General features: G+C 42.9%; 13 protein-coding genes and 1 tRNA gene. 6 read left to right on the top strand and 8 right to left on the bottom strand.

The window, feature by feature from the left end; all coding sequences use genetic code 11:
- Positions 1-3: 3 nt before the first annotated feature.
- Both MHZ92_RS17405 and MHZ92_RS17410 read right to left on the bottom strand, forming a co-directional pair.
- Positions 4-447: a GNAT family N-acetyltransferase gene (locus tag MHZ92_RS17405; protein ID WP_239432983.1), complete on the bottom strand. Its 444-nt coding sequence runs from the start codon at positions 445-447 to the stop codon at positions 4-6.
- Positions 448-576: 129 nt separating this feature from the next.
- Positions 577-1,944 (bottom strand): purine-cytosine permease family protein, encoded by a 1,368-nt coding sequence (locus MHZ92_RS17410; RefSeq protein ID WP_239433022.1) that lies wholly within the window; start codon positions 1,942-1,944, stop codon positions 577-579.
- Between the two features lie 413 nt (positions 1,945-2,357).
- On the opposite strand from MHZ92_RS17410, the gene MHZ92_RS17415 reads away from it, so the two are divergent.
- On the top strand, positions 2,358-2,678 hold the full coding sequence (locus MHZ92_RS17415) for a DUF378 domain-containing protein (protein WP_239432984.1): 321 nt from the start codon (positions 2,358-2,360) through the stop codon (positions 2,676-2,678).
- Between the two features lie 18 nt (positions 2,679-2,696).
- Here MHZ92_RS17415 and MHZ92_RS17420 read toward each other — a convergent pair whose 3' ends face one another.
- Entirely contained in the window at positions 2,697-3,293 is a 597-nt protein-coding gene (locus MHZ92_RS17420) for a hypothetical protein (RefSeq protein WP_239432985.1), read from the bottom strand.
- Between the two features lie 131 nt (positions 3,294-3,424).
- On the opposite strand from MHZ92_RS17420, the gene MHZ92_RS17425 reads away from it, so the two are divergent.
- From MHZ92_RS17425 to MHZ92_RS17435, 3 genes are all read left to right on the top strand, one after another.
- Positions 3,425-4,135, top strand: coding sequence for a GNAT family N-acetyltransferase (locus MHZ92_RS17425; protein ID WP_239432986.1), 711 nt, complete (start codon positions 3,425-3,427; stop codon positions 4,133-4,135).
- 240 nt (positions 4,136-4,375) lie between these two features.
- Positions 4,376-5,317, top strand: a complete 942-nt coding sequence (locus MHZ92_RS17430; RefSeq protein WP_239432987.1) for a Gfo/Idh/MocA family protein — start codon at positions 4,376-4,378, stop codon at positions 5,315-5,317.
- A gap of 184 nt (positions 5,318-5,501) precedes the next feature.
- On the top strand, positions 5,502-6,161 hold the full coding sequence (locus MHZ92_RS17435) for an HAD family hydrolase (protein ID WP_239432988.1): 660 nt from the start codon (positions 5,502-5,504) through the stop codon (positions 6,159-6,161).
- 14 nt (positions 6,162-6,175) lie between these two features.
- On the opposite strand, the gene MHZ92_RS17440 is transcribed toward MHZ92_RS17435, so the two are convergent.
- The gene (locus MHZ92_RS17440) at positions 6,176-7,369 is read right to left on the bottom strand and encodes a coenzyme F420-0:L-glutamate ligase (protein ID WP_239432989.1); all 1,194 of its coding nucleotides are present in this window, start codon (positions 7,367-7,369) and stop codon (positions 6,176-6,178) included.
- 111 nt (positions 7,370-7,480) lie between these two features.
- Here MHZ92_RS17440 and MHZ92_RS17445 point away from each other — a divergent pair, with 111 nt between their 5' ends.
- A complete protein-coding gene (locus MHZ92_RS17445; RefSeq protein WP_239432990.1) occupies positions 7,481-8,365 on the top strand; it encodes a LysR family transcriptional regulator in 885 nt (294 codons plus the stop codon).
- A 48-nt stretch (positions 8,366-8,413) separates the two neighbouring features.
- Here MHZ92_RS17445 and MHZ92_RS17450 read toward each other — a convergent pair whose 3' ends face one another.
- On the bottom strand, positions 8,414-9,682 hold the full coding sequence (locus MHZ92_RS17450) for an OFA family MFS transporter (protein ID WP_239432991.1): 1,269 nt from the start codon (positions 9,680-9,682) through the stop codon (positions 8,414-8,416).
- A gap of 288 nt (positions 9,683-9,970) precedes the next feature.
- On the opposite strand from MHZ92_RS17450, the gene MHZ92_RS17455 reads away from it, so the two are divergent.
- A complete protein-coding gene (locus MHZ92_RS17455; protein ID WP_239432992.1) occupies positions 9,971-10,516 on the top strand; it encodes a GNAT family N-acetyltransferase in 546 nt (181 codons plus the stop codon).
- Positions 10,517-10,564: 48 nt separating this feature from the next.
- On the opposite strand, the gene MHZ92_RS17460 is transcribed toward MHZ92_RS17455, so the two are convergent.
- From MHZ92_RS17460 to MHZ92_RS17470, 3 genes are all read right to left on the bottom strand, one after another.
- On the bottom strand, positions 10,565-12,223 hold the full coding sequence (locus MHZ92_RS17460) for a ribonuclease J (RefSeq protein ID WP_239433023.1): 1,659 nt from the start codon (positions 12,221-12,223) through the stop codon (positions 10,565-10,567).
- Positions 12,224-12,297: 74 nt separating this feature from the next.
- Positions 12,298-12,369, bottom strand: a tRNA-Asn gene (locus MHZ92_RS17465).
- A gap of 307 nt (positions 12,370-12,676) precedes the next feature.
- Entirely contained in the window at positions 12,677-13,045 is a 369-nt protein-coding gene (locus tag MHZ92_RS17470; RefSeq protein ID WP_239432993.1) for a cytochrome-c oxidase, read from the bottom strand.
- Positions 13,046-13,118 lie beyond the last annotated feature (73 nt).

The following is a 13,118-nucleotide window of genomic DNA, read 5'->3' on the forward strand; positions in this document are numbered from 1 at the left end:
TAATTAAAATGTATAACGAGCTACTTGTTCACCGTCGATGATAAATCCGTCGACTTCCTGGAATCCCATCTTTTCATAAATTCGTTTTGCGTGTACGTTCTCCGGTTCATATGACAGTGTGAGTGTCTGATGGCGATCCTCTTTCATTTTTCGAACATCATCAATTACAAGTTGAATCGCTTCTTTTCCATACCCTTTTCCCTGATGTTGCTGATCGATCATCATCCGGTACATCCAATATTCATGATCGTCTTCATCATTTCCATAAAGTGTGAAGCCGACCATTTCCTCTCCGGCATAAATCCCTTTTGCATAAAAGTTTTCAAGGAAATTCAATTGAGCAAGCGACACTGCGTTTGATGCGACAAAGTTCACTTGATCTTCCCGGACTCGCAAGGAAATAGCTTTCATCCAATTGTCTTTTGTAATCGGTTGTAAATGCAACATAAAAATCATCTCCCCTTTTCACATTATACAAAAAGGGAAGTAGAAGATAATATACCCAATGAAAATAAAACAGTAAAAAACCATGCCCACTTAAATAATAAGCGGGCATGGCTACTTTCCATTAAGCGTTTACAATTTGTCCTCTTCAGCTACATTCGTTGGTTCGTGATGTAAATAATACTTGCCTTTTGTCATAACAGCAATGATAACCGTTAACACAGCAGCGAGCAATGAGGCGAAAAACGCAGCCGTTGATTGGAGGAACACTCCCATATAGCCAAGTGCAGCAATTGTACCAATTACACTTGCAACGAGGAGAGAAACAACGCCAACGGGATTCCATTTATATAAATAATCTTGTGTGGCAACATAATAATTCGGACCAATCTTTAACCATTTCTTTACGACAAGCGCATCTGTCACTAAGATGGCTGCCCAAGAAAATAGGAATACACCTTGGAATGTCATAACCGTAGCTAGATGGTCTACAATATTGCCGAGCATTAACACAATCGCCACTACCGCGGAGACGACGATCCAAAATCGTCGACCAGGGGTGAAACGGAAGAAGTTTTCAAAGAAGTTTGATAAGGAGAGTGAACTACTATAAATATTTGTGACATTAATACGCAATTGCGTCAACATGGTAAATAGCGCACCGCCGATTCCGAGCAGCAGTACAACATAAACACCTGGATCTGGCTCCAAGTAACGGACGCCGAACCAAATGCCTAATCCTCCCATAACACCGTAACAAAAAATTTGGGGAATAAACCCGATTGCTAAAGAACCAACTTTGATATCTTTAGGGCGTAAAAAGCGGGCATAATCAGAAGCAAGAAGAGCGGTTAAGCCCATAATCCCATTATGCATGCCGATGCAGAGCAATAGCGCGGTTCCACCGAGCTGAACCCCTTCAGGCGTATAAGAGAAAACAGGACCCGTATAGACAGCAGGTTTGATGAAAGAAACAACAATGGCTGTGAGCAAAAACAGGATGAAAATCGGTAATGACCATTTTTGCAGCTTGTCGAGTTGTTTAATACCAAACCAATTTAGAGGAATAACAATGAGCCCAAATACGAGGATTAAAACCCATTTCGGAAAGGAAGGGATAAAATAATGAACGGCTGATACGAGAATCAGACCTTCGAACGCACAATACAAAATAAAATTCGATGCGTAGATAAGCGAGGTCAAGGACGCTCCGATATAGCCGAAACCGCCGCCACGTGACATGAGGTTGACGTTCATGCCTGACTTGGCCGATAAATACACAATAACGGTGCCGAGTATGCCTGCCACGATGATGGCATAACCTGCTGATAAGAGGGCATTGGGAGCTCCCCAATTGAGAGCCATGACACTTCCCATTTGGAAGTAGAAAATCGCAGTAGCAATTCCAAACGTAATGTTGGTGATGGAAAGCCAGCCTGCCTTCCGCTCCTCGCGAGGCACTCGGTCTAATGAATAATCTGAGACAGTCTCACCGTTCATATCGTCTTGAATAGTTGTTTGTTTAGTTGACAATACATTTCAGCTCCTTAGATGTTCGCACCTACTCCTTCTGCCTTAAGGCTTATTATTAATCAAACTTCTTTATTAATGCACACCACGATATTTTATCAAAAAGTAATATAAAATGCAAGTATTTCGTTTTACGAAGGTCGTTATTGAAACGTTATTTTTATAATAAATTCGGGTGTACTTCTTAGCTAAAAAACAAAGAAAATGTAGTAATAAATCTAACGACTGTACGATAATGAATATCTGGGCTGTAGTATGTACTACCAGCTTTACCAGTGGCGGCGATCAATAAATTATTGGTGAATTTTGGAGTCGATTTTGAAGTATGAAAATCCTCATTTAGCCAAAGATAAGGATAATTGTTTAATGAGGAGGAATTCGAAATGGGAGCGCTTCAACGTATTTCATTGGCATTAGTCATTATTGGAGCATTGAATTGGGGGCTAATCGCTTTTTTCCAATTTGACTTAGTCGCATCTATATTTGGTGGACAAGATGCGTTTTTGTCCAGAGTCGTTTATGCACTTGTGGCGATTGGCGGATTAATTTGCTTGGGCCTTTTATTTAAACCGGATGAAGAAATAGAACCGGCTGCAAGGCGTGAACGATTTGCAAACCCGAACTTCAATACGGAGTTTGGAGAGGAACCTGATTTCACGAAGGAACGAAATTTATCTGAGCAGGATAAAGACCAACAGCAATGACATGGAGTGACAGTCAACCTACGAGCGAGGGGGACTGTCACCCTTTTTTTCTTCCTCAATTTTCTCCTCGATTTTTTCCATTTGTTCTTGAACCTCTTCTTCAACGTCTGTCGTAGCGGGAAGGAAAGGCTCGTTATTATCATCAATACGTTTTCCATAACGCAGCATTTCATAGATGATCATGCCGTTGTTCGGTTTACCGTTCACCGTGAACATCGGCACAATATCGAATAGTACATAGTAGAACACGTAAAAAATGAAGCGTTCAAAAAAGGTTCTGTAATTCTCCAGGAATCCATTCGCCAGTAACATATTAATGACAAGTGCAATAATAAGGTTCACAAGGATCGGACCAGCGTAAATGCATATATACGCAAACTTACTGTCCCTCTTCAATGAATCAAAAGAAAACCAACTATACAAATGATAATATTTCCGGATATCAAATATGCCGAACTTTTTAAAACGTGGGCCTGATCCGATCGTGAGCCTTGGATTTGTGACACCGAAAATGGCACTTGCAATAAGGTAGCCTGATTCCCTGAGGAACGTGACCACAGGGAGAATGATAAAGGCTGAAATGACAAGAGAAACTAAATCAGAAAGTCCAAACATCGTAATGTGCCTCCTCTACCCAACGTACCCTCATAAGGGAGAGTTGAATCTTTGCAGGGTAAGAAGGAATCCGTACGAGTCCTGGCGAAACTTCTTAGAGATGATAGAACAGCAGAAGGGGAATGAAACAAGTGAATTTGTTTAATAGAATTGAGAAGGATAATGAATATTGGCTCGTCGATCAGGTGAAAGTGGAAGGGGTTTCTGAGCAGGAATACTTGGAAGCGTTTAGTGCTTTGCTTTGGAGTTGGAAAGAGAAGCAGATTGAATATATGTCGTTATTAATGGATACATCCTATGAGAAGTGGCTGTTGGAACAAGGTTTCCGTAAAATATCGACGATTGTTGAATATACACGTGAGTTGAATGAGACGTTACCATCGGATTCTGAAATTTCCATGAAGGCATTGGCTGACGGAGAGATGAAGAATTCAGAGTTCGCGGAGCTGTATGAACGATGTCGCAGCGGTTCTGCCAATAAAAACAAGCTGTTTACAATCGAACAAGTTATGGAATCCCTTGAAAATGAGCTCGGTCCGAATTGGAAAACGCACTGCTACATCTTCCGGAAATACGGCGAGCCCGTCGGTTTGAGCATCCCGATTATCGAGCAAGGAACTGTCGATGAGGGACGTTTGTTTTATTTCGGCGTCGTGCCGGAATGGCGAGGGAAAGGGTATGGGACTGCATTTCACCGGATGTCGCTTAACTTGTTGCAGGAAATCGGCGCAACGACATATGTCGGCAGTACAGATGAAGCGAACCAGCACATGATCCGCATTTTTGAGCAGAACGGCTGCCGGTTGCGGGATCGGAAAGGGATTTACCGGGTAGATAGGTGATGGTTTGAGCATGGGACTCATTTATTTATGGAAAGGCTCAATTAATTGCACAAGGGCTCGTTTATTCGGTCAAGGGCTCATTTAATTACATAAGGGCTCCTTTATTTAATTAAGTGCTCCTTTAATTGCACAAGACCTCCTTTATTTGATCAAGGGCTCAATTATTTAGCTCCCTATACTAGCAATGAATAATGACAGCCCACCCCGCCTATTGTACGATAGAAAAAAGGGGGAATTTTCATGCTACATATTGGCATTATCGGCTTAGGAGCCATCGGTCAACGATTGATCAAGCAATTTACGGAGCATGACGAGGTTGCAGTTATTGCAGTTTGCGACCGGAATGAAGCTCTAGCAAAAGAGACTTCTAATAGTCTAGGCAACGTACAGGCTTTTACGGATTATAAGCAGTTACTAGCCAATGAGCAGGTGGATGCTGTCTACGTGGCAGTCCCGCCTAAATTTCATCATGCTATCGTAATGGATGCCATCCGGGCAAAAAAGCATGTCTTATGCGAAAAGCCATTAGCAAACTCATTGGAAGAAGCGGAAGAAATGGCGGATGCTGCGAAAGAAGCGGGCATCGTTCACGCCATGAACTTTCCGCTAAATTATGGTCAAGCGGCAACGAAACTCGCCGAGCTCATTAACGAAAACTACATAGGCAAGCTACGACGCCTCCAGCTATCCATGCATTTCCCGGAATGGCCGCGTGCTTGGCAGAAAAATGACTGGGTCGGCGGAAGAGAGCAGGGTGGTTTCGTCCTCGAAGTCGGCGTCCATTTCATCCAGCAGACATTGAAATTATTCGGTGAGGTCCAAAATATCCAAACACGTTTGGAATTCCCTGACGACCCGACGCTATGCGAGTCAGGCATCATCGCTACAGCAGAACTTTCGGACGGCACGCCAGTTTTGATTGAAGGAATAAGTGGGCAAGCTGGAAAAGAACATATCGGGTTTACCGCCTACGGAACAGAAGGCATCCTTAGTCTAGAAAACTGGGGACATTTACGGGGAGGAAAAACCGGCGACGACTTGGCAACGATCTCCCTAGAGGAAGTGGCACCCCGTCGATTGATCGATGAGCTAGTAAAAGCGGTGAATGGGGAAGAAGCAGAGTTGTATGACTTTGAAGTCGGATATCAAGCACAGAAAATATTAGAACAATTGAGGAAGTGAAGGTAGAGGGATGAGCCCTCTACCTTTTTTGGAACAAGATAGACCTTAAGTCCCGAAATGACAATAAATCCTGGGAAATGATCGATATATTTCGGGAAATGACCGATAACTTTGCCCGAAGTATAGAAAAGGGTTCTAAACATACAATGGCGAACTCATTTTATAAGGGAAGGGAGTGTACCATATGAAAGCAATTATTTTCGATTTTGATGGAACGTTAGCGAATACATTGCCTGTTTGTGATTATGCGTTTCAAAGTGTTTTTCAGGAGTTTGACAATAAAGTCCTGACATCCGGGGAAATCAGGGCAATGTTTGGTCCTAGTGAAGTTGGGATCATAAAAGAAAATCTCCTCCATGAAAATAAGGAGCAGGCGATTGAGCTATATTATGAAAAATATTTGGAAAAGCATAATGAGCTAGTTGCAGCGAATCAGGAGATCCAAGATTTATTGACGGAGTTGAAAAAGAGAGGCATAAAATTAGGGATTGTAACGGGGAAGGCCAAAAGAAGTTTAGAGATCTCTATGCAAGCCCTCCGCATGAACGACTTTTTTGATGTCATCATAACCGGTGATGATGTCGTTCAGCCGAAGCCCCATCCAGAAGGATTACTCAAGGCGTTATCACAGTTAGATGTGAAGAATGATGAGGCGATATTTGTTGGTGATAGTGATGCGGACATTCAAGCAGGGATTGGGGCCGATGTATTCACTGTAGGCGTCCAATGGCTCCCTGACATTCAAACGTTAGAGTTTTCGGTAGCACCTCATGTACTGTACAAGGAAGTACGGGAATTTATGCATTCGTTGCCGGCAGATATGAAACAGCCCTTAGTCAAATGACTAAGGGCCGTATCTTACTTCGTATAATTATCAAAATATCCTTGAATGAACACAATCGGAGTTCCTTTATCGCCGCTGCCTGAAGTTAGGTCGGACAATGAGCCAATCAGGTCAGTCAGTTTTCGTGGAGTTGTCCCTTGAGATTCCATCGAGCCGACGAGATCGTCCTCTTTGTTCTCAATGAATTCATTAATCGCTTTTTTCAACTCTTCGCCGCGTAAATCAGCAAAGTTGTTGTCTGCAAGGTATTTCAATTTGATTTCATTCGGTGTGCCGTCGAGGCCTGCAGTATAGGCAGGTGACACGACTGGATCTGCAAGCTCCCAGATCTTACCTACTGGGTCTTTGAAAGCGCCATCGCCATATACCATGACTTCAACTGTTTTACCTGTCTTTTCTTTCAAAGAAGCTTGGATTGCATCGACGACAGGCTGGCAATTGCGTGGGAACAGCTTCACACTGTCTTCCTTCGCCTTATTGGAGCCGAGTAGCCCGTATGCCTCATTATATCCACTGCCATCAACAGACTCGGCAAGGATGTCATCGAGACTGTAGATCTTTTCGCCACCGTTTGCTTTCAAGATGCGTTTTGTTCTTTCGCGTGAATGAATATCGCAAGTGAGCACGTCTTTCGTGTACTCAAGAATCGTCTTCGCGTTATTCGAGAAGATGACTTCGCACTCCACGCCGTTCTCTTCAACGATTGATTTATAGTAGTCGATATAATCGACACCTGTGAATGTATGTTTATTATATCCGAAAAGATTACGGAATTCTTTTTCAGTTAACACGTCTGTCCAAGGGTTGACGCCTTTTTCGTCGAGTGTATCAAGATCGACAAGGTGGTTGCCGACTTCATCGGAAGGATAGCTGAGCATCAAAACGATTTTCTTCGCTGTACCTTTCGCAATACCTTGTAGATTAACGGCAAATCGGTTCCGGCTTAGAATCGGGAAAATGACACCAATTGTGCTGTCGCCAAATTTCGATTGAACGTCTTTCGCAATATGATCGACAGTCGCGTAATTGCCTTGCGCGCGAGCTACGATGGATTCTGTAATCGTTACAATATCTCTGTCATTGATGGCGAACCCTTCGACTTCTGCCGCTTTCAGTACGCTATCCACGACGACCTCTTCAATATTGTCTCCTTCATTGATAATCGGGCAACGAAGACCTCTAACAACTGTTCCAACTACTCTTTCCAATGTTATCGCTCCTTATCGCATAACTTTACTGACGATCTACTTGTACTATACTACCGATTAGTGGTATAAGTAAAATTAATATATCTAATGGTAGGTATAAGGGGTGGTTATATGGTCAGCAAATTAGATTTATATCGTATTTTTTCTGTGGTCGGCAAAAATGAAAGCTTCTCTGGCGCTGCAAAGGAACTTTTCATGACCCAGCCCGCCGTCAGCCAATCCATTATGCAGCTGGAACGGGAGCTCGAGACACGACTTTTCAATCGCACGCCTAAAGGAGTCACATTGACGAATGAAGGAAGCCTTCTTTTGGAGTATGTTAATTCGGCCATTAATTTAATCGAAATCGGGGAAGAAAAGATAGCCGAGTTCAAAAACCTGACGACCGGCGAACTGCGTATTGGCGTAGGAGATACGATTTCCAAATACTTTCTCCTGCCTCATCTGGAAGCTTTCCGTAGCCGATTTCCGAATATCAAATTAAAAATCGAAAACGGAACGACAGATGAACTTATTGCATTCTTGAAATCGGGTGAGGTCGATATCGTCGTCTGCAACTTGCCTGTGGACGATTCTTCATTGAACATCACGCCATGCATGAATATCCATGATACGTTCGTCTATGGCGATAAATACCGAAAGCTGCTTGCTAAGCCAATCGGATTACGGGAGCTTGCCAAGCTGCCGCTTATTATCCTTGAGCCAAGTTCGAATTCGAGGAAATATGTAGAGGAGTATTTATTGTCCAAAGGAGTAAAAATCTCGCCTGAATTCGAATTAGGCTCCCATGATCTTGTTGTTGAATTTGCGAGAATGAATATGGGAATCGCCTGTGTGACAAGGGAATTCACGGAAGACTATTTAGAGAGTGGAGTTCTCCAAGAAGTCCAGCTGACCGAACAAATTCCCCATAGAAGCATCGGCGTCTGCTCGTTGAAGAGTGTACCGCTCTCACCGGCTTCGACTAGATTTTGGGATCTTTTAGTAGGTGAATAAAAAGGATGCCCTCTATTATTGAGGCATCCTTTTCAAAACAGTACCAACTTAATTCGTTACCGCTTTTTCTTTCCAATTCGATTCTTCGCTTTCCAAGGACACTTTCTCAGGTTTCACAAGAAACATACTAATTAACGTTGCAATCGTGAAGAGACCCATAATGACATATAACACCATGTCGTAGGATTGTGTTTTTTCCAGAATAAAAGCACTTAACTGATTGCCTGAAAGCCCTGCAAATGCCCAAGCAGACAAAGCTAACCCATGGACAGTAGAGATCGTATTTAAACTAAAGCGGTCAGATAGCAACGGTGGCAACGATGAAAATCCTCCGCCATACCCTGCGTTTACGATACAAAGCAAGGCAATGATAAGAATCGCCATGGAATTATTAATACCGTCAAACAAAATGGTTAATAAGATCACTGCTATAGATGAAATGAAAATAATTTTATAGATGGAGTTACGATCTTTTAATCGGTCACCCCATGAAGAGAAGACAATCCGTCCACCTGCATTGAAGATAGCTGTTAGTGAACTGACTAAGCCAATCGCTCCGAAACCAATGAACGCCAAAATGCCTTTTTCCTGTGAAATTAAAGCTAGTCCACATGTAATATTTATATAGAACATAAGCCAAATGCCGATAAATGTTTTATTCGTTAACACTTTTCGGTAACTAAAGCTTGTAGCTTGTACACTTTCTTCTTCGTAGCCAGCTGGTTTTTTAAGGAGCAAATGTCCAATCACCATCATGACTAAATAAATACCTGCCAATATATAAAACATTGTATAGATGTTTGAAGCGTTTAATAAAATTCCCTCGCTGTTTCTTGCTCCAAGTAATGTTTCCATCAAAGGGCTTGCGATCACTTTAGCTAAACCAAAGCCTGCGACAGCAAGGCCTGTTGCCAAACCTTTTTGCTCCTGGAACCAAAGCATCAATGTTTTTACCGGTGTTAAATAACCGATGCCAAGCCCAATTCCCATTACAATCCCATAAAAAATATAAATACCGATCAATGATTTTTGATAGATGAAGAAACCGGTTCCCGCCATCCCGACGACGAAAAATAAGGCTGATAGAAGGGACGACTTATGAATATCTTTCTCGACAAATTTCCCGCCAAAAGCAGCAGACATACCAAGGACGAAAATTGCTAAGCTAAACGCCCATTCCACTTCACCGACAGGCTTCCCGATGTAAGTGGCAATATCGTTCTTGAACAAGGACCAACAGTAAACGGTCCCGATGCTGCAGTGAATTAACAAAGCCGGAAGTACGGCACGCATCCACTTGTTATCAAATCTTTTCAAAGTAATACTCCCTCTCTCTACATTCAATAATAACCAAAACACGAACGTTATATTTATTTGAAAATGTAATGTTCGATTTCCAGTAAAATATATTAGTATTCTAGTGCTTTTATTGTTCATTTGCAACCCATTTACGAAAATTAATTAAAGAACTGTAAATTATCTTCGATAAATAGCAAATAGTGATGGTTAAATACTAATTTGTGAAATTCTTCCTTTGTATTATCTTGCCAAGAAAACTACGATAGAATGAAAGAGGAATTACCAGATAAAAGGGGAGGCAGGACAATGTTTACATACAGAGTTGATGAGAACATCGAAATGCGTTTATTGGAAACGAGACATGCCGAACGGCTATTTCAATTGACCGATCAATCAAGGGAGAGTCTTCGTGAGTGGCTGCCGTGGATTGATTTTACGAGAACGGTTGCAGATTCGAGGAATTTTATCGGTGGAACATTGCAGCAGTTCAGTCGAAATGACGGCTTTCAGGCAGGCATTTGGTATAAGGGGGAGCTTGCTGGAGTGATCGGTTTGCACGGCATTAATTGGTCAAACAAATCGACATCGATAGGGTATTGGTTGGGGAGTGGCTTCGAAGGCAAAGGCTTGATGACGAGGGCTTGCAAGGCGGTTGTCGACTATTGCTTCGCAGAATTAGGATTAAACCGAATTGAAATCCGTACAGCGACGGAAAATAAAAAAAGTGCGGCCATTCCACAACGGCTCGGTTTTCAGCAGGAAGGTCGTTTGCAACAGGCTGAGTGGCTGTACAACAAGTTTGTTGATCACTATGTATTTGGAATGGTGAAAGAAAATTGGGACCAGCTTTGAAAATAAAAGTGGCGGAGGACGAGCGATGTCCTCCGCTTTTGGATATTTTTATATTTCAATGATAATAGGAAGGATCATCGGCCTTCTTCTCGTTCGGGTATAGAGCAGTTTTTCAACAGCTTTCCGGATTTCGTGTTTCATATCGTTTCGCCGATAACGAGTGGAAGGTTTCGCTTCTTTGATCGTAGAGATAACGAGCTCATTCACTTCATTGAAAAGTTCTTCGGCATCACGTTCGTAAACGAAGCCTCGTGAAATCGTGTCTGGATCCGAAATGATCCGGCCATCCGTTTTGCTCATCGACACGACGATGATAAGCATTCCTTCTTCGGAAAGCAATTTTCGGTCCCGCAATACAACTCGTCCGACATCCCCGATGCCTAATCCGTCCACAAAGACATCTCCTGCTTCTACATGCCTCGTTTGGCGGGCGACTCCATCCTGAATGTCCACAACATCGCCGTTATTCAAAATGAAAATATTATCACGTTCCACACCGACCGATTCGGCCATAGAACGGTGCAGCTCGAGCATGCGGTATTCGCCGTGGATCGGAACGAAATAGGTTGGTTTCATTAACGTGAGCATGAGCTTGAGTTCTTCCCGGTACGCATGTCCAGAAACGTGCATGCCGGTTGCGCCGCCTGTCCCATAAATAACTTTTGCTCCTATACGGTATAAGTTATCGATAATGCGCGACACACTTTTTTCGTTCCCAGGGATTGGACTGGAAGCGAAAATAACTGTATCTCCGGCCAACACGGATACTTGGCGGAAGTTATTGGTGGAAAGACGCGATAATGCGGCCATCGGTTCCCCTTGGCTTCCTGTACAAATGATGACGACTCGTTCCGGGTCCATTCGATCGATTTCCTGCTGTTCAATTAGCATCCCTTCAGGAATCGTCAAATATCCAAGCTCTTCTGCTACAGCCACAACGTTCACCATACTTCTGCCGAGCAAGGCGATCTTCCGGTTCGTCATTTCTGCAGCTTCAACGATCTGCTGTATCCGATGGACATTCGAAGCGAACGTCGAGATAAAGATTTTTTGAGTCGCTTCACGGAATGCGTCTGCGATATGCTTCCCGACAGCCCGTTCGGATTGTGAAAAACCAGGACGTTCTGCGTTCGTGCTTTCGGATAATAAAAGCAACACACCTTTTTTTCCGAGTTCGGCCATCTTATGAAGATCCGCATACTCTTCATTTACTGGTGTTAGGTCAAATTTGAAATCCCCTGTATGCACGACTGTTCCTTCAGGCGTCTCGAAGGCGATGCCGAGGCAATCCGGAATGCTGTGATTCGTTTTGAAGAAGGAGACGGACATCGACCCAAATTCGAGCGTAGAATCCCCGTCAATCAATGTAAGTTTAGTTTCCCGTAAAAGTTTATGTTCTTTTAATCGCAACTCGATTAGTCCGAGTGTCAGCCTTGTCGCATAGACAGGTACATTCAATTGTTTCAGGAAGTACGGAATACCGCCGATATGATCTTCATGGCCATGAGTGACAATGAGTGCGCGCACCTTTTCCCGGTTTTCCTTCAAATAGGAAATGTCTTGGATGATCAGGTCTACGCCTAATAAATTCTCGTCTGGAAACTTCGAACCACAATCAATCACAACAATATCATCTTCATATTGGATAACATACATATTTTTCCCGATTTCATTAATACCGCCTAAAGCGAGTACCGCTAATTTCATGTCCACATTGGTGTCCTCCTACACAGGTAATGAAAAAGGGCTGTCTCTCGTCATGTCGACAGAGACAGCCTTTACTCCGAAAGTAGGATTCGAACCTACGGCCTATCGGTTAACAGCCGATTGCTCCACCGCTGAGCTATTTCGGAAGGATACTATCAAGTAACTTTATATTGTGCAGGATGAGGGAAATTATTCATGGTGTATGTAAAATTTTTTTTAAGTTATTATTCGGGCGTTGAATTTATCGATTGAATGAAGGGAATTATCTATTGAATAAGGGGATTTATCGATTGAATAACTGTAGTTATCCATCGAATAAAGGAAGTTATCTATTGAATATTGAAACTTATCACCAAATGATGACCAAAGAACTAAGCATTCTACTGTGGCACAAACGAAAACACCCCCAATCGTCGGGATGTACACAACAATCGGAGGCGCGTAATTTTAGTATTATTTATCTAAGCGTAAAAGGACGTTGAAGCCAAACAACAGGACGCCTAGAACGGTCATCACTCCGCCTAACGTTGCGAGCAGGAAGAAAATCTCAGGTCCTCCGAGAATGGCCGTCGCGATGCTGATCATCATAATCGGCAAGCCGATGTTATGAAGCCAAAAGTGTGCCTTCGCCATGCCGGATCTTTCCAAATTCGGATAGAGATGATAGAATACCCCAGCTAACGCAAGCGATACCCAGCCGACCAAATTCAAATGGACGTGTACAGACGTCAAGGTAAACACATGCGTGAAAGACATGTATAAACCGAAGGAAATACCGATCATGAAATAAATGACTGAAATCTTCATCAACGTTTTCCCCATTTTCCCACACCTCCTTCCCAAGATAAAAGTCTTTCTACAATATTCTATGTTGGGATTTACACCAAGAATGAGG

It is taken from the genome of Sporosarcina sp. ACRSL, assembly GCF_022346605.1.
Classification (GTDB): Bacteria; Bacillota; Bacilli; order Bacillales_A; family Planococcaceae; genus Sporosarcina.

What these genes read in the sequence shown, in the direction of transcription:
- MHZ92_RS17410 (WP_239433022.1), bottom strand. Translation starts at nt 1,944, where the DNA reads ATGAACGGTGAGACTGTCTCAGATTATTCATTAGACCGAGTGCCTCGC.
- MHZ92_RS17420 (WP_239432985.1), bottom strand. Translation starts at nt 3,293, where the DNA reads ATGTTTGGACTTTCTGATTTAGTTTCTCTTGTCATTTCAGCCTTTATC.
- MHZ92_RS17445 (WP_239432990.1), top strand. Translation starts at nt 7,481, where the DNA reads ATGGTCAGCAAATTAGATTTATATCGTATTTTTTCTGTGGTCGGCAAA.
- MHZ92_RS17415 (WP_239432984.1), top strand. Translation starts at nt 2,358, where the DNA reads ATGGGAGCGCTTCAACGTATTTCATTGGCATTAGTCATTATTGGAGCA.
- MHZ92_RS17430 (WP_239432987.1), top strand. Translation starts at nt 4,376, where the DNA reads ATGCTACATATTGGCATTATCGGCTTAGGAGCCATCGGTCAACGATTG.
- MHZ92_RS17470 (WP_239432993.1), bottom strand. Translation starts at nt 13,045, where the DNA reads ATGGGGAAAACGTTGATGAAGATTTCAGTCATTTATTTCATGATCGGT.
- MHZ92_RS17435 (WP_239432988.1), top strand. Translation starts at nt 5,502, where the DNA reads ATGAAAGCAATTATTTTCGATTTTGATGGAACGTTAGCGAATACATTG.
- MHZ92_RS17460 (WP_239433023.1), bottom strand. Translation starts at nt 12,223, where the DNA reads ATGAAATTAGCGGTACTCGCTTTAGGCGGTATTAATGAAATCGGGAAA.
- MHZ92_RS17455 (WP_239432992.1), top strand. Translation starts at nt 9,971, where the DNA reads ATGTTTACATACAGAGTTGATGAGAACATCGAAATGCGTTTATTGGAA.
- MHZ92_RS17405 (WP_239432983.1), bottom strand. Translation starts at nt 447, where the DNA reads ATGTTGCATTTACAACCGATTACAAAAGACAATTGGATGAAAGCTATT.